The organism is Sphaerotilus natans (assembly GCF_900156335.1).
Lineage (GTDB): Bacteria > Pseudomonadota > Gammaproteobacteria > Burkholderiales > Burkholderiaceae_C > Sphaerotilus > Sphaerotilus natans.
In genome coordinates, this window is record NZ_FTMZ01000014.1 from 93,439 (window position 1) to 114,072 (window position 20,634).

Annotated in this window: 23 protein-coding genes; 12 read left to right on the forward strand and 11 right to left on the reverse strand. The window is 70.5% G+C overall.

Translation table 11 applies throughout. The features are described from left to right. Positions 1-3: 3 nt before the first annotated feature. From BW996_RS13360 to BW996_RS13395, 8 genes are read left to right on the forward strand one after another with little or no spacing between them, the layout of a single operon-like run. On the forward strand, positions 4-870 hold the full coding sequence (locus tag BW996_RS13360; protein WP_076458948.1) for a DUF2303 family protein: 867 nt from the start codon (positions 4-6) through the stop codon (positions 868-870). 1 nt (position 871) lies between these two features. Then, positions 872-1,315, forward strand: a complete 444-nt coding sequence (locus tag BW996_RS13365; RefSeq protein WP_037477796.1) for a hypothetical protein — start codon at positions 872-874, stop codon at positions 1,313-1,315. Positions 1,316-1,356: 41 nt separating this feature from the next. Next, positions 1,357-1,530, forward strand: coding sequence for a DUF1382 family protein (locus tag BW996_RS13370; protein WP_162177941.1), 174 nt, complete (start codon positions 1,357-1,359; stop codon positions 1,528-1,530). After that, a complete protein-coding gene (locus BW996_RS22500; RefSeq protein ID WP_083701057.1) occupies positions 1,527-2,291 on the forward strand; it encodes an H-NS histone family protein in 765 nt (254 codons plus the stop codon). The genes BW996_RS13370 and BW996_RS22500 overlap by 4 nt, the downstream gene beginning before the upstream one ends. Before the next feature lie 2 nt (positions 2,292-2,293). Then, positions 2,294-2,644, forward strand: coding sequence for a hypothetical protein (locus BW996_RS13380; protein ID WP_037483787.1), 351 nt, complete (start codon positions 2,294-2,296; stop codon positions 2,642-2,644). Between the two features lies 1 nt (position 2,645). Continuing rightward, on the forward strand, positions 2,646-3,635 hold the full coding sequence (locus tag BW996_RS13385; RefSeq protein WP_037483784.1) for a hypothetical protein: 990 nt from the start codon (positions 2,646-2,648) through the stop codon (positions 3,633-3,635). After that, entirely contained in the window at positions 3,632-4,102 is a 471-nt protein-coding gene (locus tag BW996_RS13390; protein ID WP_037483782.1) for a hypothetical protein, read from the forward strand. Before BW996_RS13385 ends, BW996_RS13390 begins: the two co-directional genes overlap by 4 nt. Beyond that, on the forward strand, positions 4,099-4,374 hold the full coding sequence (locus BW996_RS13395) for a hypothetical protein (protein ID WP_051632104.1): 276 nt from the start codon (positions 4,099-4,101) through the stop codon (positions 4,372-4,374). Before BW996_RS13390 ends, BW996_RS13395 begins: the two co-directional genes overlap by 4 nt. A 184-nt stretch (positions 4,375-4,558) precedes the next feature. Here BW996_RS13395 and BW996_RS13400 read toward each other — a convergent pair whose 3' ends face one another. Next, positions 4,559-5,023 carry a c-type cytochrome gene (locus BW996_RS13400; protein WP_051632103.1) on the reverse strand — a complete coding sequence of 155 codons (465 nt, stop codon included), beginning with the start codon at positions 5,021-5,023 and terminating at the stop codon, positions 4,559-4,561. Positions 5,024-5,135: 112 nt separating this feature from the next. Here BW996_RS13400 and mnmC point away from each other — a divergent pair, with 112 nt between their 5' ends. Further along, positions 5,136-7,148, forward strand: coding sequence for a bifunctional tRNA (5-methylaminomethyl-2-thiouridine)(34)-methyltransferase MnmC2/FAD-dependent 5-carboxymethylaminomethyl-2-thiouridine(34) oxidoreductase MnmC1 (mnmC, locus tag BW996_RS13405; RefSeq protein WP_051632102.1), 2,013 nt, complete (start codon positions 5,136-5,138; stop codon positions 7,146-7,148). Here the strand turns inward: mnmC and BW996_RS13410 are convergent. The 4 genes from BW996_RS13410 to BW996_RS13425 are packed head-to-tail and all read right to left on the reverse strand — an operon-like array spanning position 7,085 to position 10,351. Then, the gene (locus BW996_RS13410; protein ID WP_051632101.1) at positions 7,085-8,365 is read right to left on the reverse strand and encodes a DNA recombination protein RmuC; all 1,281 of its coding nucleotides are present in this window, start codon (positions 8,363-8,365) and stop codon (positions 7,085-7,087) included. The two genes, mnmC and BW996_RS13410, sit on opposite strands and share 64 nt — an antisense overlap. A 13-nt stretch (positions 8,366-8,378) precedes the next feature. Continuing rightward, positions 8,379-9,026 (reverse strand): YceH family protein, encoded by a 648-nt coding sequence (locus tag BW996_RS13415; RefSeq protein ID WP_037483779.1) that lies wholly within the window; start codon positions 9,024-9,026, stop codon positions 8,379-8,381. 16 nt (positions 9,027-9,042) lie between these two features. After that, positions 9,043-9,825, reverse strand: a complete 783-nt coding sequence (locus BW996_RS13420) for an SDR family oxidoreductase (RefSeq protein WP_037483777.1) — start codon at positions 9,823-9,825, stop codon at positions 9,043-9,045. Between the two features lie 13 nt (positions 9,826-9,838). Continuing rightward, positions 9,839-10,351 carry a hypothetical protein gene (locus BW996_RS13425; protein ID WP_037483775.1) on the reverse strand — a complete coding sequence of 171 codons (513 nt, stop codon included), beginning with the start codon at positions 10,349-10,351 and terminating at the stop codon, positions 9,839-9,841. 259 nt (positions 10,352-10,610) lie between these two features. On the opposite strand from BW996_RS13425, the gene BW996_RS13430 reads away from it, so the two are divergent. Continuing rightward, entirely contained in the window at positions 10,611-12,296 is a 1,686-nt protein-coding gene (locus BW996_RS13430) for an electron transfer flavoprotein-ubiquinone oxidoreductase (protein WP_037483773.1), read from the forward strand. On the opposite strand, the gene BW996_RS13435 is transcribed toward BW996_RS13430, so the two are convergent. The 4 genes from BW996_RS13435 to BW996_RS13450 form a co-directional block, all read right to left on the reverse strand. Next, complete coding sequence (locus BW996_RS13435) at positions 12,281-12,994, reverse strand: EAL domain-containing protein (RefSeq protein ID WP_037483771.1); 714 nt, start codon at positions 12,992-12,994, stop codon at positions 12,281-12,283. The genes BW996_RS13430 and BW996_RS13435 overlap by 16 nt on opposite strands. A gap of 8 nt (positions 12,995-13,002) precedes the next feature. Next, positions 13,003-13,455 (reverse strand): BLUF domain-containing protein, encoded by a 453-nt coding sequence (locus tag BW996_RS13440; protein ID WP_037483769.1) that lies wholly within the window; start codon positions 13,453-13,455, stop codon positions 13,003-13,005. 121 nt (positions 13,456-13,576) lie between these two features. Continuing rightward, positions 13,577-15,139, reverse strand: a complete 1,563-nt coding sequence (locus BW996_RS13445; protein WP_076458949.1) for a PD-(D/E)XK nuclease domain-containing ATP-binding protein — start codon at positions 15,137-15,139, stop codon at positions 13,577-13,579. A 61-nt stretch (positions 15,140-15,200) separates the two neighbouring features. Then, positions 15,201-16,007: an enoyl-CoA hydratase gene (locus BW996_RS13450; RefSeq protein ID WP_037478316.1), complete on the reverse strand. Its 807-nt coding sequence runs from the start codon at positions 16,005-16,007 to the stop codon at positions 15,201-15,203. 58 nt (positions 16,008-16,065) lie between these two features. On the opposite strand from BW996_RS13450, the gene mltB reads away from it, so the two are divergent. After that, positions 16,066-17,145: a lytic murein transglycosylase B gene (gene mltB, locus BW996_RS13455; RefSeq protein ID WP_139330881.1), complete on the forward strand. Its 1,080-nt coding sequence runs from the start codon at positions 16,066-16,068 to the stop codon at positions 17,143-17,145. Positions 17,146-17,158: 13 nt separating this feature from the next. Continuing rightward, positions 17,159-19,114 (forward strand): ABC-F family ATP-binding cassette domain-containing protein, encoded by a 1,956-nt coding sequence (locus tag BW996_RS13460; protein ID WP_037478314.1) that lies wholly within the window; start codon positions 17,159-17,161, stop codon positions 19,112-19,114. An 18-nt stretch (positions 19,115-19,132) separates the two neighbouring features. Here BW996_RS13460 and BW996_RS13465 read toward each other — a convergent pair whose 3' ends face one another. Together BW996_RS13465 and BW996_RS22235 are read right to left on the reverse strand one after the other, a co-directional pair. Continuing rightward, a complete protein-coding gene (locus tag BW996_RS13465; protein ID WP_051631552.1) occupies positions 19,133-20,032 on the reverse strand; it encodes a DUF2145 domain-containing protein in 900 nt (299 codons plus the stop codon). Beyond that, positions 20,029-20,526 (reverse strand): hypothetical protein, encoded by a 498-nt coding sequence (locus BW996_RS22235; protein WP_037478312.1) that lies wholly within the window; start codon positions 20,524-20,526, stop codon positions 20,029-20,031. Before BW996_RS22235 ends, BW996_RS13465 begins: the two co-directional genes overlap by 4 nt. Positions 20,527-20,634 lie beyond the last annotated feature (108 nt).

A 20,634-nucleotide genomic window follows, 5' to 3' on the forward strand; every position in this document is an offset into this window, starting at 1 on the left:
ACGATGAGCCCCGAAATCAAGATCGATGCCGCTGAACTGCTGAGAAACCAGCAGTTGCCTTTCCCGCTCACTCGAGAAATCGGCCCGACCGTACAGCCCGGCGATGAGCGCCGGGTATTCGCGGTGCCCGATGGCTGGAATCTGCAGACGCGCGACACGGAAGAGCTGCTGATGGTGCCGCGCGCCAAGCGCGGCAAGGCCACCTTCCAGACCCTGGCGAGCTTCGTGGACTACTTGGAGACCCATGCCGAGTTCGGCTCAACCGTGGTCTGGGTCAAGCTGGACCCGATGACAGCGGCCCTGAGCCTGCGTGCGGTCATCGATGACCATTCGCGGGAAGTGCCGCACTGGCGCCGCCACACCGCCGAGTACACGCCGCGGCACTCGGTCGAGTGGAAGACCTGGTCGGACGCGAACGGCAAGGCCCGCGCCCAGGGCGACTTCGCAGCCTGGATCGAGGACCAGCTGCCTGACATCGCCAGCGTGCCCGGCCTGCCGACCGGCGCCGACATGCTGAAGCTCGCGACTGACTTCGAGATCCGCCAGGAGATGTCGATCAAGTCGGCGGTGCGCCTGCAGGACGGTGGCGTGCGCCTGAACTACGTCGCCGACAGCGACACCGGCACGGTCTCGCAGCTCGAGGTGTTCAACCGCTTCGCCATCGGCATCCCGGTCTACTGGGGCTGCGACCGCTACCAGATCGAGGCCAAGCTGCGCTACCGCGCCAAGGAGGGCAAGGTCGTCTTCTGGTTCGAGCTGGTGCGCCCCCACCGAATCGCCGAGGCGGCAGCCAACGACCTGATCGACCAACTGGACAAGCTGGTCAGCGAGCGCAACATCCCGGCCCGCATCCTGTTCGGCGAGATGTGACATGGACGCCATCGCCCAGCACCTGCTTGACCAGGCGAAGGCCCGCCTGCTGACGCGCGCCACCGGACCGGCGCGGATGACGCCAAGCATCTCTCTCGTGCCGCGGCAGGGCCTGCGCGTGGTCGGCAGGCTGCAGGGCGATGCGGTGTACCGGCAGACGACAGACGGCCGGCCCTCGGTGCATGTGGTCGTGGACCAAGGCGAGCAGCATGCCGTATGGGCCGCGATCTGGAGCCCGACCCGCCCTGACCTGGAGCCCACCGAGACCGACCGGGTCGCCGCGAAGGCCAAGGCCGCGGGCCTGCGGCGGGGCGATCCGGTGATCGTCTACGCCCTGACCGCCGGCATGCCGACCGCACGCGGTGGCCGCGTGCACATCCCCCTCAACGCGGTGACGCTGATCGAGACGGTCAGCATCCCCAGACACCAGCGAGACGCAGAGTGAATCCCGCCATCTCCACCATCCGGCCGCAGCGAGCATCCCCCGTGAAGCTGCGCGCCGCCCTCGAGGCCGCTCACGCGATGGCGAGCGCGGGCATCCTGTTCGTGCCGGTACCCATCGTGTCCGATGAGCAGGCCACCGATCTGCACAAGCAGGCGATGACGGCCCTGGAACAGCTTGAGGCGGCTGCGACTGCTGCCGAAGGGGCCGACGCATGAGCCGCTCTGCAGGACAGCGCCGCGTCTACGTCGTGCGGCATCCCTCCGGCACCCGGCTGGTTCGGGCCGGCAGTGCAGCCCAGGCCCTGCGCCATGTCTGCCAGGACTACCGCGCCGAGGTGGCCTCTCAGGAAGACCTGATCGCGCTGCTGCCGGCGGGCGTGCCGGTCGAGGACGAGCAGCATGCTGACGCTGTGGCAGATCGCGACCCCGCCACGCAAGACCTGTTCGAGGCGCCGGCCACTGCAGAGCAGCAGGACGCGCCGCCAGCACCAGCACCAGCACCAGCACCAGCACCAGCACCAGCACCAGCACCAGCACCAGCACCAGCACCAGCACCAGCACCAGTACCAGCACCAGCACCAGCACCAGACTTGCGTGACCAGGTCATCGCTCTTGGCACACGGCTCGGCAGTGAGCAGCCCCGTCTGCCACCGGATCATCTGCCGCTGGAACTGCTCACGCTGTGCGGTGTCGAGAACCCCCATCCCCGCGACGTGCTGCCCTGGCAGCTCGACGAGCTGGCGCGGGACTTCTGGGATGCGTACTACGCGGCGCGCGAAGCGGCGGCATCGAGCCTCACGGAGGCCCAGCGGCAGGCTGAATCGGCCGCGCGGCGGCGCCAGAGCGGGCCGGGTGTGCGGTACCGCCACCCAAAGACAGGCGAGACCTGGTCGGGCCGCGGCCTGCAGCCGAAGTGGATCCGCGCCGAGCTTGAGGCGGGCAAGACGCTGAGTGAATTCGAGGTCAAGGAGGCATGAACATGAACCAGCCGATCCCATCAATCGCGCACGCAGTGCGTCACCCGATCCATCGCGACCGAGAGCTGTCGCTGTACATCGACCGCAGCAGAGCAGAGACAGCAGTCGGCCTGTTCGGCGGCGTGCTGCTTGACCTGGTTGACCGTGTTGAGCATGAGCGGATCGTGGAGGAGCTGAAGCTCAAGCTGCACGAGACAGAGTGCCGCACCGTCATGTTGATCGAGGCGATGGACCGCTTGGCTTGGCATGGCCATTTGCAGGCAAGCACCTGCGCCAGCGATGAAGTGAATGCCGATCTGCGTTTCGCCGCCGATGTGCTGGCGCAGGCGAAACAGCCGTTGAAGGGGGTGTGAGATGCCCGACATCACCCCTATCGCCGCCGGCCTGACGCTGGCGCGCAAGCTGCTCAAAGAGGACCGCGCGGCCTTCATCAAGTGTCACTCCGTCCCGGAGGCCGGGTTGTCGGCCGGTGACCGGGCAATCGCCGACGACTACATCGCAGCATCAGCAGCATGCGCACATGCCTCAGCAGAGCTGCAGCGCCTGCAAAAGCGGCAACGCGCGATCTCTGACCGCACGCGCAAAGAAGTAAGTTGGATCATCCGCACGCGAGAGCTTGGCGGGGCGGGGCCGAACGAGAGCATCGCTGAAATGACCGAGCGGGTGATCCGCGAGCGCGACGCGCTGGCCGCGCGGCTGGCAGAGCCGATGGTCATTGGCGCTTGCATCACTGATGGCCGCCTACATGCGACAGTCATGCGCAAAGAGGCAAACGGGCATGTGACCGTGCTCGCGGCCGCTGAGCTTGGCGTCGACATGCTGCATAAGCGCGACTGCCTCGCGAAGCTGGAACCAGCGGCCGAGCCGGCGCTGGAGATCCGCGCCTGCGGCTGCAGCCAGGCCAAGAACGGCCGGTGCGTCATGGGCGATTACGGCTCGCTGCCCGTCCGCACGAAGCTCTATGCTGGCACGCCGCGGCCCGCAGACCATCTCGAGGATGTCCTCGAAATGGCCCGGGCGCGGCCAGCTGTGACGCTGGCGGATGAGCAGATCCGCGACATCGTGCGAGAGGCGTCGCCTGGGGCAGCCACTCGACGTGACGGCACCACATCGACGCGCATTGCCCGAGCCGTCGAGGCCGCAGTGCTCGCAGCGAATGGCCTGGCTGGCTGTGGAGCTTGCGGCGATGCGTGCCAGTCGCGCGGGGCGAGCCGGCTGGCTGATGAGTCGCCGCAGATCGAGCCGGCGCGCCCCTGCCGCTGCGGCCCGGACGGCTGCGCAGACAGCCAGTGCCCGGGACGATCGGCCGAGCAGTGCCAAAAGCAGGAAGGCGGTGCAGCATGAAGACCACCCACACCACAGCAGCCGCAGCGGCCCTCGTGCACGGCCGCCATCCGCACCAGATCATCTTCGGCACGCCGCTCCTGAAGCGCTCGATCGTCGAGGAGCTGGACATGACGTACGAGCAGATCGTGCACGCACTCGACAACCCCGACACCTGCGCCGCAGCGCTGCAGGACTGGTGCGAGGCGGTCATCACGGGCGCCATGATGGCGCGCATCACCGGGACCGGCGTGGCCGAGACCGACCCGATCCTCGACCACCTGCAGCACCTCATCAACACCCGAACGCCCGACGGCCGGCCGGTGCTGACCGACGCCGATCGCGAGCAGCTTCTGCACGCGGCCGACGTGCTGACCGCAGTGGCCAGCATCACGCCGGCCGAGGTCGCCACGCTGTGCGCGCAGGTCTCGACGGAGGCCATGCAGACCGGCCGGCTGCCGGAGATGCTGCGCGGGGGGCGCCGATGATGATCGACCGCGGAATCCGTCTCTCGGCGACGATCACCAAACCGCTGCAGGCGACTGTCGCCGGCAAGCCGGCCCGGCTGGCGATCGTCGACGAGCAGGGCCAGATCATCGCAGCCGGTGATGAGGTGGCCTGGGAATGCGCTGCTGTGCTGCGCGGCGCGCTGGAGCGCTACTGGGAGGCGCAGGGCTGGCTCGAGACCATCAACACAGCCGAGACGTTGGCCGAGGCCGCACCCGATCTGGCTGGAGCCATGGCCGTTAGCGGTCGATGAAAGTGATCCATCCCCGAATCAGCCCGCCTCGAGCGGGCTTTTTCATTCCGCTGTGCGCGGTATAGATACCGACGCATTCGGGCAGCCCAGGCTGACAAAGCCGATCTTCGGCGCAGCGGAGGCGGAGGTGGAGGAAATGTTCTGGAGGTCGCTCATGGGACAGATTGTCCCAGAGAGCGCCGCCTCACGGCTTGCGGAACGCGTCGTGGCAGCTGCGGCAGCTGCCCTCGACCTGGCTGACCGCCGCCTTGATGCGATCCAGGTCGGAGCCCTGGGCCGCGGCCACCAGCGCATCGACCTTCTGCCGGTAGTCGGCGCTGGCCTGGGCGAACTCGGCCGGCTTGTCCCAGACCGCCGACAGCGCCCGGGTCGGCGGGTAGTTGCTGTCGGCCGGGAACAGCGCCCAGGGCTGATCGGCCAGCTTCTGCAGGGCCTGCGCCTGCGCCAGGAATTCGGCCGCCTGGTAGGGCTTGCGGTCGCGCGCGACCTGACCGATCGGCTCGAAGCTGCGGGTGAAGGACTTGAAGATCTCGCGTCGCTTCGTCACCGGCTGATCGGGGTGGGTGTCGGCCGGCTCGGCCGAGCAGCCGGCCAGCGTCAGGGCCAGCGTGCCGGCGCCGGCCAGCATCAGCAGGGAGCGGGAGAACAAACGGTTCGGAGAGCGGTTCGATGTCATGTCGGGATGCAGGAGCCAAAGGCAAAAGCCGCAAGTGTGCCCTGCCCGTCCGGGCCGCACCGCGATCCCCGACAATGCCGCCCCGATGAACGCCCCTGCCCCGATCTCCCCCGCCCGCGTCGATCTCCGGCCCGACGGCACGCCCTGCGCGCCCGACTACGGCGACGTCTACCACACCGCCGCCGGCGCCTTCGCGCAGGCGCGCCATGTCTTCCTGGCCGGCAACGGCCTGCCCGAGCGCTGGCAGGGCCGCGAGCGCTTCGTGATCCTGGAGACCGGCTTCGGCCTGGGCAACAACTTCCTCGCCACCTGGGCGGCCTGGCGGGCGGATCCGCAGCGCTGCGAGCGGCTGGTGTTCATCTCGCTGGAGAAGCATCCGCTGCGGCGCGAGGATCTGCAGCGGGTCCACCGCGCCAGCGAGGAGGCGGCGCTGGCGGCCGAGCTGATCGCGCAGTGGCCGGCGCTGACGCCCGACCTGCACGCGCTCGACTTCGAGGCGGGCCGGGTGCAGCTGCTGCTGGTCTTCGGCGACGCGCTGCAGACGCTGCCCGGGCTGCAGGCCGAGGCCGATGCGCTCTACCTGGACGGCTTCGCGCCCGCGCGCAATGCCGAGCTGTGGAGCGCCGAGCTGTTCCGCCGGCTGGCCCGCCTGGTCGCGCCCGGCGCCACCGCCGCGACCTGGAGCGCGGCGCGCACGGTGCGCGACGGGCTGACCTCGATCGGCTTCGAGGTCGAGCACGCGCCCGGCTTCGGCGGCAAGCGCGACATCACGGTGGCGCGGCACGCGCCGCGCTTCGTGCCGCCGCGCCCGGCCGCGTGGCGCCCGCCGCACGCCGGGCCGCGCCAGGCGCTGGTGATCGGCGCGGGTCTGGCCGGGGCGGCGGCGGCGCACGGCCTGCTGCGCCAGGGCTGGCAGGTGGAGGTGATCGACCGTCAGGCCACGCCGGCGGCCGAGACCTCGGGCAATCCCGGCGGGCTGATGCACGGCATCTTCAACGCGCCCGACAGCCTGCACGCGCGCTGGTTCCGCACTGCCGCGCTGCGCACCGCACGGCTGGCCGCACCGGCGCTGGCCAGCGGCCAGGTCGCCGGCCGGCTCGACGGCTTCCTGCGACTGGAGCCGCGGCTGGACGACGATCGAGCCCGCGCGCAGCTCGCCGCCGTCGGTCTGCCCGCCGACTGGATCGACTGGCAGGACGGCACGGCGGCCGCCGCCTTCAGCGGCCTGCCCCACGGTGGCCCCGGCGGCTGGCAGTTCGGCTCGGGCGGCTGGCTCTCGCCGGCCGACTGGAGCCGCCACATGCTGCAGGGCGCGACCTTCCGCGGCGGGCTGGCGGTGCAGCGGCTGCGGCGCGACGGCGGCCTGTGGCAGGCGCTGGATGCGCACGGCCGGGTGCTGGCGGCCGCGCCGGTGCTGGTGGTCGCGGCGGCGCTGGGCAGCCCGGCGCTGCTGGCGGAGCGCGCCCGGCTGTCGCTGGCGTCGGTGCGTGGCCAGACCACGGTGCTGCCCGCGGGCTGGCCGGGGCTGCGGGTGGCGCCCGAGGCGCTGCGCCCGCTCTCCGGCCAGGGCTACGCGCTCGCGCTGCCCGACGGCCGGGTGCTGACCGGCGCGACCACCCAGCATGACGACCCCGACCCGCAGGTGCGCGCGGCCGACCACCACCACAATCTGCAGCGCGCACAGCGCCTGGGGCTGATCGAGCCGAGCCTCACGCCTCACGATCCGGGCGACCTGGAGGGTCTGACCGGCCGGGTCGGCTGGCGCGCGGTCACGCCGGACCGGCTGCCGCTGGCCGGGCCGCCGGTGGACGAGGCCGCGCTGCAGGCGGCCGCCGCGACCGGGCGCCAGCGCCTGGATGCGCTGCGGCTGCGCCCACGGCTGCATGACGAACACGGGGGGCTCTACCTGCTCGCCGGCCTGGGCTCGCGCGGGCTGGCCAGCGCGGCGCTGGCCGGCGAGGTGCTGGCGTCCTGGATCACCGGCGCGCCCTGCCCGGTCGCCACCGACCTGCGCGACGCGATCGACCCGGCGCGTCAGTCGCCGGGCAGACCCGGCGCCTCGGGCGGCGCCTCCAGCCCCTCGACCGAGCGCAGCTGACGCGCCATCGCGCGGGTGCGCACCTCGGCCGACTCGATGCTGGAGCTGGCCTCCTGCAGCTTGCGCCGCGTCTTCTCGAGCACCTCGCCGAAGCGGGCGAACTCGGTCTTGACGCCGCCGAGGATCTTCCAGACCTCGGTCGAGCGCTGCTCCAGCGCCAGCGTGCGGAATCCCATCTGCAGGCTGCCGAGCATCGCCAGCAGCGTGGTGGGCCCGGCCAGCGTCACATGGTGCTCGCGCTGCAGCCGCTCAAAGAGGCCGGGGCGGCGCAGCAGCTCGGCGTAGAGCCCTTCCGTCGGCACGAACAGCACCGCGAAGTCGGTAGTGTGCGGCGGCGCCAGGTATTTGGTGGCGATGGTGCGCGCCTCGTCGCGGATGCGCGCCTCCAGCGCGCGCGCGGCGGACTCGGCCGCATCGCGGTCGGCGCGGTCCTGCGCGTCGAGCAGCCGCTCGAAGTCCTCGCGCGGGAACTTGGCATCGATCGGCAGCCAGACCGGCGCCTCGCCCGGCAGCGCGCCGCGCCCGGGCAGGCGGATGGCAAACTCGACGCGCTCGCGGCTGCCCGGCACGGTCGCGACGTTGGTGGCGTACTGCTGCGGTGTGAAGACCTGCTCCAGCAGCGCCGCCAGCTGCACCTCGCCGAGAATGCCGCGCGTCTTGACGTTGCCCAGCACCCGGCGCAGGTCGCCCACGCCCTGCGCCAGCGTCTGCATCTCGCCCAGGCCGCGGTGGACCTGCTCGAGCCGCTCGGCCACCTGCCGGAAGCTCTCGCCCAGGCGCGTCTCCAGCGTCGACTGCAGCCGGTCGTCCACGGTGGCGCGCATCTGGTCGAGCTGCTGCTCCACCGTCTGCTGCAGCGCCTGCAGCCGGCGCTCGCTGGCCTCGGCCAGGCGGTGCAGGTGCTCGTCCTGGGTGCGCAGCGCCTCGCCCGACTGGGTCATCAGCAGGCGCTGCAGCTGCGCGAGCTGCGCGTTCGACTCCTGGCGCAGGCCGCGCGCGCTGGCCTGGACCTCGGTGCGCAGCTCGCGCTCGACGCGCTCGCTGTGCGCGTGGCCGGCGTCGATCACCGCGTCGCTCAGCTCCTGCAGCCGCTCGGCCAGACGGGCCTCCAGCTGCGGATCCGCCGCGGCCGGCGGCGCCGGGCGCAGCAGCAGCCAGACCAGCAGGCCGGACTGCGCCAGCCCCAGCGCCAGCAGCGCCGTCTCGAGCCCGCTCATGCGCTGTCGTGCGTCAGACCTCGGTGCCCAGCGCGGCGGCCAGGCGGTCCAGACGCGCGCGCAGCTCGGCCACCTCGGCGCGCAGCACCGCGACCTCCTCGGCCAGGCCGGCGTCGGCCGCGGCGGCGGCCGTCGCGCCCGGCTCGGCGCCAGCGGCCTCGATCTGCACCTCGCCGCACAGCAGGTGCACCCAGCGCGACTCGCGCGCGCCCGGCGCACGCGGCAGCTTGCGCACCATCGGCTCGGCCTTGCCCGCCAGCTCGTCGAGGAAGCCCTCGACCGAGGACACGTCGGCGAAGCGGTGCAGCCGCTCGCTGTGCAGGCGCAGCTCGGCGGCGGTCTGCGGCCCGCGCAGCATCAGCGTGGCCAGCAGCGCCACCGCCGCGCCCGGCACGCCCAGCGCGCGGCCCAGGTTGTGCTCGAACTTGACGGTGCGCGTGCCGCTGATCTCCACGACCAGGCTCAGCGCCTTGAGCTCCTCGATCGCGGCCAGGGCCTGCGGCTCGGTCACGCTCATGACCGGATCGCGGGCGGTCTTCTGGCTGCAGCCCGCGCACAGCGCGTTGAGCGACAGCGGATAGGTGTCGGGCACGGTCGATTCCTTCTCGACCAGCACCGCGACGATGCGGGCTTCCAGCGCGGTCAGCGTGCGTCGGATCATCGGGTCGCCTCCGGGTTCACAGACCGAAGCCGTCGTCGGCCTGGACGATGGCGCCGTTGACGAAGTGGCTCTCGTTGGCACACAGCATCAGCAGCACCAGGTCGAGGTCCTCGGGCTTGCCCAAGCGCTTGCGCGGCAGCATGTTGACCAGCTTGTGGCCGGCCTCGGTATCCCAGTGGTGGTGGTTGATTTCGGTGTCGATGTAGCCCGGGCAGATCGCGTTGACGTTGATGCCGAACTTGCCCCACTCCAGCGCCATCGCGCGGGTCATGTGGATGACCGCGGCCTTGCTCATCGCGTAGGGCCCGATCTGGCTGAGCACGCGCAGGCCGGCCATCGACGCGATGTTGACGATGCGCCCGCCGGTGTAGGTGCCGGGCGCGGCGCCGCGGGCTCGCGCCACCATGCGCCGGCCGACCTCCTGCGCCACGAAGAAGGCCCCGCGCACATTGGTGTCGAAGATGAAGTCGAAGTCGTCGGGCGTGACGTCGAGGATCTTCTGGGTCGCGCTGACGCCGGAGTTGTTGATCAGGATGTCGAGCACCCCGACCTCGGTCTCCGCATGCGCCACCGCCGACTTGATGCTGTCGAGATCGGTGACATCGAGCTCGACGACATGGGCGTCGCCGCCCTGACCTTCGATCTCTGCACGCAGCTCCTTGAGCCGGTCGGAGCGGCGGCCGCCCAGCACCACCGCGGCACCGGCCTGCGACAGCACGCGGGCGAACTGGGCGCCCAGGCCACTGGACGCGCCGGTGATCAGCGCGACACGGCCGGACAGGTCGATCGAATAGCTCATGACATGCTCCTGGTCAGGTGGGAATCTGCCGAAACTTGCGCTTCGGGGGGTCGCTGACGATAGCATGGCGCCCCGCACCCGCCGGGCACTGCGGCGCATAGCGGGCGATGTCCTGCTGCAGTCCGTCGACCAGGCGCTGCACCTCCCGGCGATCGCCGAACAGGATCTCGATCTCGCGGCGGGCCAGATCGCTGGCAGGCCGCACCGGCGCCAGCGACAGGTCCTCGGCCGGCAGCAGCAAGGGCTCCAGCAGGTCCGAGTGACGCTCGTAGATCGTCGGATGCACATGCTGGATGCGCCGCACCAGCCGCGAGGCAAAGGACCGGACCAGCGGGCGCGGCGCCTCGCCGGTGCGCCTCGCCAGCGCGTCGATCAGCACCTCGAGCTGCTCGGCCGGATAGCCGTCGAGCGGCTGGACCGGATCACGCGCCGGCACATCGGTCGCGAACATCAGCACATCGGCCATGACCGCACCATGGCGCGCCTCGACCATCCCGACCAGTTCGGAAACCAGCAGTCCCAGCATGACACTATTCCTGTTGCCTGGGCGCTCGCCGATCGACCGGACTCCTCCGGGTTTGCACTGACTGCGCCTGATGTCGGAAGAATAGAAATATCGCCCGGTACCAGGTGCACGGAAAAAGCCGCGTGCACAGGGGCATCTCGCGACGCCCGCGCCGCGCCGCGCTGTGGTGCATCCGCATCGCCACTAAAAAGAACGATCGTTCTTTTTTCGTGGCCGGGCCGTTAGAATTCACGCCGCTCCAACAACACAGGACAACCCCATGACTCCCCAGGAGATCCTCGCCCAGTACGGCCCGCGCGACGCGATGGAATATGACGTCGTCATCGTCGGCGCCGGCCCGGCCGGACTGGCTGCCGCCATCCGTCTCAAGCAGCTGGCCAACGCCAAAGGGCAGGAACTCTCGGTGGTGGTCATCGAGAAGGGCTCGGAGCCGGGCGCACACATCCTCTCGGGCGCGGTCATGGACCCGATCGCGATGAACGAGCTGTTCCCGGACTGGAAGGAGCGCGGCGCGCCGCTGAACCAGCCGGTCACCGCCGACGAGGTGCTGTTCCTGAGCGAGACCGGTGCGACCAAGACGCCTGACGCGCTGGTGCCGGACTGCTTCCACAACGCCGGCAACTATGTCATCAGCCTGGGCAGCGTGGTGCGCTGGATGGCCGAGCAGGCCGAAGGCCTGGGCGTGGAGATCTTCCCCGGCTTTGCCGCGGCGGAAGTGCTCTACAACGACGACGGCAGCGTCAAGGGCATCGCCACCGGCAACCAGGGCGTGGGCAAGGACGGCGAGCCCAGCGACGCCTTCCAGATCGGCATGGAGCTTCACGGCAAGTACACGCTGTTCGCCGAGGGTGCGCGTGGCCATCTGGGCAAGCAGCTGATCGCCCGCTTCCAGCTCGACGAGGGCCGGGATCCGCAGAGCTACGGCATCGGCATCAAGGAGCTGTGGGAGATCGATCCGGCCAGGCACAAGCCGGGCTTGGTGGTGCACACCGCCGGCTGGCCGATGCAGCCCGACACCTACGGCGGCGGCTTCCTCTACCACCTGGAGGACAACAAGGTCACGCTGGGCTTCGTCGTCGGCCTGGACTACAAGAACCCGTGGCTGAGCCCCTTCGAGGAAATGCAGCGCTGGAAGACGCATCCGTCGATCCGCCAGTACCTCGAGGGCGGCAAGCGCCTGAGCTACGGTGCACGCGCCATCACCGCCGGCGGCCTGCTGAGCCTGCCCAAGACGGTGTTTCCGGGCGGCGCGCTGGTCGGCTGCGACGCCGGCTACCTGAACGCCGCGCGCATCAAGGGCAGCCACGCCGCGATCAAGACCGGCATGATGGCCGCCGAGGCCGCCTTCGACGCGCTGGCCGCCGGCCGCCAGGGCGACGAGCTCTCCGCCTACCCGGAGGCCTTCGAGGCCAGCTGGCTGCACAAGGAGCTCGACCGCTCGCGCAACTTCAAGCAGTGGTTCAAGAAGGGCGTGTGGGTCGGCTCGCTGATGACCGGCATCGAGCACTGGCTGCTGCCGAAGTTCGGCATGGAAGCCCCGCCGTGGACGATCCACCGCACCGAACCGGACCATGCGCGCCTGCTGCCGGCCGCCCAGTGCGAGAAGATCGAATATCCGAAGCCGGACGGCGTCATCAGCTTCGACCGCCTCAGCTCGGTGTTCGTCTCCAACACCAACCATGAGGAACACCAGCCCGCGCACCTGACGCTGAAGGACGCGCGCGTGCCGGTCGAGACCAACCTGGCTGTCTACGCCGGGCCGGAGACGCGCTACTGCCCGGCCGGCGTGTACGAGTTCGTCAAGACCGACAACGGCCATGACAAGCTCGTCATCAACGCGCAGAACTGCGTGCACTGCAAGACCTGCGACATCAAGGACCCGACGCAGAACATCGTCTGGGTCACGCCGGAAGGCGGCGGCGGCCCGAACTACGCCGGCATGTGAAGCAGACGGGGCGCGGGCAGCGCCTCGAAGCCGGGGCGGCCGAACAGGTAGCCCTGGAACAGCTCCACGCCCTCGCCAGCCAGCCAGCGGTATTCCTCGAGCGTCTCGACGCCCTCGGCGACCGCATCGATGCCCAGGTCGAGGCAGGCGCCGAGCACCGCACGCACGATGGCCTGTCGCGGCCCGCTGCGCTCAATGCCGCGCAGCAGCGCCATGTCGAGCTTGAGCAGGTCGGGCTGGAACTCCGCCAGCAGGTTCAGCCCGCAGTGGCCGGCGCCGAAGTCGTCGATCGCCAGCTGCAGGCCCAGCGCCCTGATGCGGCGCATGCGCTGCGCGAAGCCAGCCAGATCGCCGATCGCCTCGCTCTCGGTCACCTCCAGCACCAGCCGTTCCAGCGGCAGACCGTGGCGCTGCGCGGCGAGGAACATCGCCTCGAGCACCTCGTCGTCCTCACCCAGGCTGCGTGGAAGGAAATTGAGGTTGAGCCGCCCCTGCAGCCCGAGCCGCACCGCCAGGTCGATCGCGCGGCCGCGGCCGTTCGCATCGAGCCGGTACAGCGCCGGCTCGTCCAGCCCCGACAGCACCTGCCCGGCCGGCTCGCCCGCCGGACCGCGGATCAGCGCCTCGTGCGACCAGACGCGGCCGCTCGGCGCATGCACGATCGGCTGGAACGCGAAGGAGAAGGCCGAGCGGTCCATGACCGGCCTCAGGCGGAGCCATCGCGCCGGCGCCAGCGGCCGGCGCCGAAGGCCTGCAGCAGCTTGCGCGCGCGGCCGCTGTCGATCGCGCTCAGCGCGGTGCCGCCGCGGAAGAAGTCGTTGGCACCCTCGACGCTGCGCAGCAGCTCGTCGTCGACCTGCACGAAGCCCATCGACCACTGGCCGAAGCTGCGTCGCGCGACCGGCTCGTGAATGATGCGCACGATCTCCGCATGGCAGGGATCGGCGGCGATGCGCATGTACAGCGCGTCGACCGTGGCCGCCTCGCCCTCCAGCACCTGGAAGAAGCTGCCCCGGTCATGCAGCAGCATGCCGGTCACGCCCAGCGCGGCGTTGTTGCGCCGCGCCACCGCCAGCAGCTCCACCAGCTGGTCGAACGAGAAGGGATGCGTGGCCGAGCTGGCGTAGATGCAGTGGACGAGATCGGTCTCGGTCGCCATCGTGGACTCCTGAGGACGGGACGACCGGTTGTTTCGGCCGTCCGTGCCCAGGACTTGATGCGTACCGCAGCGCAAGACCCAGTGCGAGGCGGCGGCACCGGATCCAGCCGTTCACGCCATGTCAGGACAAGGTCTCCACATCAAAAGCCACCAGATTGCGCTCCGCGCGGCTGAACTCGACGCCGATCAGGTGCACCGGCTCGCCCCGGTCGCGGTATTTCTCGGCGTAGCCCTTGGCGCGGATCTGCGCGATGGCGCGCCCCTCCGGCACCAGCTCCACGACCTTGAACTCGAAGATCCACACCGCGCCGCACGCCAGCACCGTCATGTCGATGCGGCCCTTGTTCGTCGTGTCCTCGACGCGGATGTCCAGGCCCAGCGCGGCGAAATGGCTGTAGAAAATGCTCGCCCAGTAGCCCTCGAACTGCGCGATCGGGCTGTTGCGGTACCAGTCGTTCGGGATCGACGCGAAGAAGGCGTGGAACAGCGCCTTCAGCGGCAACGGATCGCCGGCTTCCAGCAGATCCCACAGCCGGCTGATCTGCGGCCCCGGGGCGGACAGGTCGCCTGAGAGCGACTGCAGCAGCACGTCGTTCAGGCTGGCCTGCACCTCCTGGTTCGGGTACTTCAACTGGAAGTCGGTCCGACCCGGCCGGGCGTGCTCCGAGGCAATCGTCAGGTACCCCGCCTGGAACATCAGCGCCTCGGTCGGGATCGTGTCCACGTCGAAGGTCGACAGCAGCGTCTCCGGCGCCACCAGCCGTCCCAGATCGGGCGTGAACTGCCGCCGCTCGGTCAGCAGTTTCACCAGGAAGGTCGGTGTGCCCGTCTCGAACCAGTACGGCTTGAAGCGCCGCTTGCGGAACAGCAGCAGCACGTCGAACGGGTTGTAGACCGACTCGCCCAGCCAGTTGTAGCCGTTGTACCAGCGGCGGATCTCGTCGCGGTCCAGCCCCGGCAGCTCGGGCGCGAACACGGTGTCCAGATCCTCGTCGGTGTAGCCGCACAGCGCGCTGTACTCGGGATCGAGCGTGATGTCGGTGAGGTGGTTCAGGCCCGAGAACAGGCTGACCTTGCTGAACTTCGACACGCCGGTCAGGAAGACAAACTTCAGGTGCGCATCAGCCCCTTTCAGCACCGAATACAGGTTCTTCAGCCCCTCGCGCATCGCCCGCGCCGTCTCCGGCTGGTCGATGTTGTCCAGGATCGGCTTGTCGTACTCGTCGATCAGCACCACGGCCCGTTCTCCATGCCGCTCATGCGCCCGGCGGATCAGCTCGCTGAAACGGCCCGCGATCGACTCCGCGGCACCCGGCTCGACGCCCAGATCCTGCGCCGCCTCGTGCAGGATCTCGCCGATGCGCTGGTCCAGCGACGCCCGGCTCTGCAGCACGCCGTCCGAGAAGCTGATGCAGATCACCGGATGCCGGCGCGTCCAGTCCCAGCGCGTCTCGGCCGCCAGCCCCGTGAACAGCGCCTGATTCCCCTCGAACAGCTCCTTGAGCGTGTCCACCAGCAGGCTCTTGCCGAAGCGGCGCGGCCGGCTGAGGAAAAACGCAGAGCCCGATTCGATCAGGTCGATCGCCAAGCCCGTCTTGTCCACGTAGTAGCAGTTGTCCTCACGCAGCTTGGCGAAGGTCTGGATGCCGATCGGCAGGCGGCGCTTGGGGGTCGGGGAGGTCATCCGGGCAGTGTAGCCAGCGGGCACTCATCGGCAGGGGGTTGCATCGCTGGCGCGATGCTCATCAGCCAGCGGTCTTCCAGGCCGGATCGCGCTTGTCGATGAAGGCCTGCACGCCCTCGAGCGCGCTGTCGTCCATCATGTTGCAGGCCATGGTCTGCACCGCGCTCTGGTAGGCGGCCTCCTGGCCCATCTCGAGCTGGCGGTAGAACAGCGCCTTGCCCATCGCGATGGCGGTGCGCGGCTTGGCCAGGATGCTGTCGACCAGCCGGGCGACCTCGGCGTCCAGCGCCTCGGCCGGCACCACGCGGTTGACCAGGCCGCGCTGGCGCGCCTCCTCGGCGGAGATGAACTCGCCGGTGACCAGCATCTCGAAGGCCTGCTTGCGCGGCACGTTGCGCGACAGCGCCACGCCGGGCGTGGCGCAGAACAGGCCCAGGTTGACGCCGCTGACCGCAAAGCGCGCGCGCTCGACGGCCACCGCCAGGTCACAGGCCGCCACCAGCTGGCAGCCGGCGGCGGTGGCCACGCCCTGGACCTTGGCGATCACCGGCACGGGCAGGCGCTGGATCGTCGTCATGACCCGGCCGCAGCGGCCGAACAGGTCGCGGTAGTAGTCCAGCGCGGGCTCGGCGCGCATCTCCTTCAGGTCGTGGCCGGCGCAGAAGGCCCGGCCGGAGGCGGCCAGCACGACCGCACGCAGCGTCTCGTCGCCGGCCAGCGCGTCGAGCTCGGACTGCAGCGCCGCCAGCATCGCCTCCGACAGCGCGTTGAAGGCCTCGGGGCGGTTCAAGGTCAGCGTGACGACGCCGTGCGCATCGCGCTGGCTCAGCAGGATCGGATCGGACAGGCTGTCGTGGCTGTTGTTCATCGGGGTCTCCTCAGGTGGGTGCACGGCGCAGCTTAGCGCCAGCGGCGACAATCACGCCATGTCAGCAACCCCGAACCCGATGCGCCGCCGCCTGACGGCGCGGCTCGCCACCGCGGCTGCCGCCCTGGCGGTCGCCCCGGTCCTGGCCACCGCCCAGACCGTGCCTTCGCCGCCGCCCGGCTACGAGGGCCGCGAGGATGTCTCTGCCTTCGTGCGCCAGCTCGTCAGCCGCCACCCCCAGCTCGACGACGAGGTGGTGGCCACCGCGCTGGCCGATGCCCGCTACCAGCCGCAGGTCGCGCGGCTGATCATGCCGGCGGCCAGCCCGGCGGCGAAGAACTGGAAGGTCTACCGCTCGCGCTTTCTCGACACGCTGCGGGTGCGCGAGGGCGTGAAGTTCTGGCGCGACAACGAGGCGGTGCTGGCGGCGGCCGAGGCGCGCTGGGGCGTGCCGGCCGCGGTGATCGTGTCGATCATCGGCGTGGAGACGATCTACGGCCGCCAGACCGGCGGCTTTCGCGCGATCGACGCGCTCTCAACGCTGGCCTTCGATTTTCCGCGCGGGCGCAGCGACCGCTCGGCCTTCTTCCGCGACGAGCTCGAAGCCCTGTTCGTGCTGGCCGCGCGCGACCGGATCAACGTGATGACGATCCGCGGCTCCTACGCCGGCGCGCTGGGCATGCCGCAGTTCATGCCCAGCTCCTGGCTGAAGTTCGCGGTCGACTTCGACGAGGACGGCCGCGTCGACCTGCACCGCAGCGTCGCCGACGTGGTCGGCAGCGTGGCGAACTTCCTGTCGGTGCACGGCTGGCAGCGCGATCTGCCGACCCATTTCGACGTGCTGCCGCCGCCCGAGGGTCCGGACCGCGAGGCGCTGCTGGCGCCCGACATCCTGCCCAGCTTCAAGGCGGCGGACCTGGCCGCGCGCGGCGCCACGCTCAGCCCGGCAGGACAGCAGTTCACCGGTCAGCTCGCGCTGGTGGAGCTGCGCAACGGCGTCGAGCCGCCCTCCTTCGTCGCCGGCACCGGCAACTTCTGGACCATCACCCGCTACAACTGGTCGGCCTACTACGCGATGGCGGTCATCGACCTGGCCGACACGCTCTCGGCGCTGAAGCTCGTCGCCGATCAGCGCTGAACCTGACTTTCCCATGCTCCAGTTCAAGAACATCACGCTGCGCCGTGGCACGAAGCTCGTGCTCGACGACACCTCGTTCACGCTCCAGCCCGGCGAGAAGGCCTCGCTGGTCGGGCGCAACGGCGCGGGCAAGTCCTCGCTGTTCGCGCTGCTGACCGACCGGCTGCACCCGGACGCCGGCGACATCGAGATGCCGCCGCGCTGGCGCATCGCCGAGGTCGCGCAGAACATGCCCGAGACCGAGACCGGCGCCACCGCCTTCGTGCTCGAGGGCGACGCGCCGCTGATGGCCGCGCGCGAGGCGCTGGCCCAGGCCGAGGCCAGCGGCGACGGCCACGCCATCGGCGAGGCGCACGCCCGTCTGGCCGAGGTCGGCGCCTTCGACGCGCGCTCGCGCGCGCAGGCGCTGCTGCTGGGCCTGGGCTTTCGGGTCAGCCAGCTGGACCTGCCGGTCAACAGCTTCTCGGGCGGCTGGCGCATGCGGCTGCAGCTCGCGCGCGCGCTGATGTGCCCGGGCGACCTGCTGCTGCTCGACGAACCCACCAACCACCTGGACCTGGACGCGCTGGTCTGGCTGGAGGCCTGGCTGCTGCGCTTCGAGGGCACGATGCTGGTCATCAGCCACGACCGCGAGTTCCTCGACACGGTCACGAAGGTGACGCTGCACCTGGACGAGGCCCGCGTGACCCGCTACGGCGGCAACTACACCACCTTCGAGTCGATGCGCGCCGAGCGCATGCTCCAGCAGCAGGCCGCCTACAGCCGCCAGCAGGAAAAGGTGGCGCAGCTGCAGCGCTTCATCGACCGCTTCAAGGCCAAGGCGACCAAGGCCAAGCAGGCGCAGAGCCGCGTCAAGGCGCTGGCGCGCATGGAGAAGCTCGCGCCGGTGCTGACGGCCGCCGACTTCGAGTTCTCCTTCCGCGAGCCGCTGAGCCTGCCCAATCCGATGCTGGTGATGGACGGCGTGGAAGTCGGCTACGGCGAGACCGCGATCGTGCGCGGCGTGAGCAAGTCGGTGCTGCCGGGCCAGCGCATCGGCATCCTGGGCGCCAACGGCCAGGGCAAGTCGACGCTGGTCAAGACGCTGGCCGGGGCGATCCCGCGCCTGTCGGGCCGGGTCCAGGAGGGCAAGGGCCTGGCGATCGGCTACTTCGCGCAGCAGGAAATGGACGTGCTGCGGCCCGAGGAAGGGCCGCTCGCGCACATGATCCGCCTGGCCCGGGAGGTGAGCCCGCAGGCACGCGAGCAGGAGCTGCGCGACTTCCTCGGCCGCTTCCGCTTCGTCGGCGACATGGTCAACCAGGAAGTCGGCTCGCTCTCGGGCGGCGAGAAGGCGCGCCTGGTGCTGGCGATGCTGGTCTGGCAGCGCCCCAACCTGCTGCTGCTCGACGAGCCGACCAACCACCTGGACCTGACCACCCGCGAGGCGCTGAGCATGGCGCTCAACGAGTACGAGGGCACGGTGATGCTGGTCAGCCACGACCGGGCGCTTCTGCGCGAGGTCTGCGACGAGTTCTGGCTGGTCACCGGCGGCCAGGTCGAGCCCTTCGACGGCGATCTGGACGACTACCAGAAATGGCTGCTCGAGCAGAGCCGCGAAATCGCCCGCCGCGCCCGCGAGGAAGACCGCGCCGCGCAGGAGCAGGTCCGCGCGGCCAGCCAGCCGGCCGCAGCTTCAGCCCCTTCCAGCCGCGACGAGCGCAAGGCCCAGGCGGCCGCGCGCATGAAGCTCGCCGAGCTGACCCGGCCGCTGAAGAAGCGCCAGCAGCAGGCCGAGCAGGCGCTGGAGAAGGCCCAGGCCGAACATGCCGCGCTGCTCGACGCCATGGGCCGCCCGGACCTGAGCCCGGCCGAGCGCGCCGAGCAGGGCCGCCGCCTCAAGGAGCTGGACGATCGCATCGAGACGCTCGAGATGGAGTGGCTGGAGCTTGGCGAGCAGATCGAGGCGATGGAGGCGGCCTCGGCCTGAGCGCCGCCCCGCGCCGGATCACTCCAGCGCGAACACCTCGTCACCCGGCTCCGGCACGCAGTCGTCGCCCAGCGGCGCCCAGCCCCGGCGCAGCACGCCACGGGCGCCGGCATGGCAGAACTGCAGCCGCTCGGCGGCAGGCCAGCGCTGGCGCATGAAGTCCTCGAGCGCCGCCGGCAGGCTGACCTGCATGTGCCCGGCGGCCAGATCCTCGGGCGGATGATCGTCATGGTGCAGCCAGGGCACCAGGCGCGTGAGGTCGACCGCCCAGAGCGGCAGCTCGATGCGGCTGGGCTGATAGCCGGCGCGGCGCAGCCAGGCCTGCGCGGCCTCGCGCCCGGGACCGGCGCCACCGGCGGCCGCGATCAGCTCGATCGCCCACTGGTTGCAGTTCTGGTAGCGGCTCGAGAAGGCATGCGCGTTGGGGCTGTAGACGGCGCCCAGCACCTCGAGCGAGCGCCCGGCGTCGAGCAATGCGGCCTCCAGCGCGGCCTCGTCGGCTCCGGCCTCCAGCGGCAGCAGCAGCACCGACAGATGACCCCGCTCAGGCCGCTCGGCACCAGCCAGGAAGCCGGCCAGCCCCTGGTCGAACAGGCGTGATCGGCCCTCCTCGCAGGCGTAATAGAGCTGGCGCACCGACCACGGCCCGTCGGCGCTGGCGCGCACGCTGAAGCCGGCATGCGAGAAGCGGTGGCCGATGCGATCCAGATCGAGACCGGCGCGCGACACCAGCGCGAGCCGACGCCCGGAAGCGTCCAGCGCAGTGCGAACGCGCTCGGCGAGCATCAGCATCCGGCCGATGGCACGCGGCCCCGGATCTGCTGCGGCCGCGCACGGCCTCAGCCAATCCGCCCGGGCCGGCAGCGCTGCCAGCAGCAGGACCAGCAGCGCCAGCGGCCAGGCCGCCGCCCGGCTCACAGCGTGACCGGGCGCGAGCCGAGCTCGCGATGGCGCACATCGTCCAGCACCAGGAAGAAGGGGTCGACGGCACCGGCACGGGCCAGCTCGAAGCCCCAGCCCTGGCGGCGCACGTTCAGCAGTACGCCGGCGCCCAGCGCCTGGCGCTCGGCCAGCACGCGCGGCAGCTTCAGCACCAGCTCGGCGCCACCGGGCTCGGCCTGCAGCGTCAGCGCCAGCAGCGCACGCCCGGGCTCGGCAGCGTCAGGCGCCAGCTCGGCCACATCGGTCACCCGCCAGTCGCCGGCGGCCAGATCACCGCCCGACGAGCTTCGGCTCGACTGGCCGATGGAGGTCGACAGGCTGCCGACCGACGAGGAGGCGCTGTCGAGCGCCGAGGACGCCGCGGTGCTGGCGGCAACCGCCGGCACCGCCGCCGTGGCCTGAGCCAGCGCCAGCAGCACAGGCAGCGCGCAGACGCGCCGCAGACGGAAAGAGATCGAGGAATCGTTCATGCGCAGGACGTTAGCAGCGACAGGCAGGAGTCGACTCCCCGATCTGAGCGGTGTTCCGCGTCGACTTCGGTTAGTGTCACGCCCTTTCATGCAACCTTCAGCTTCGCG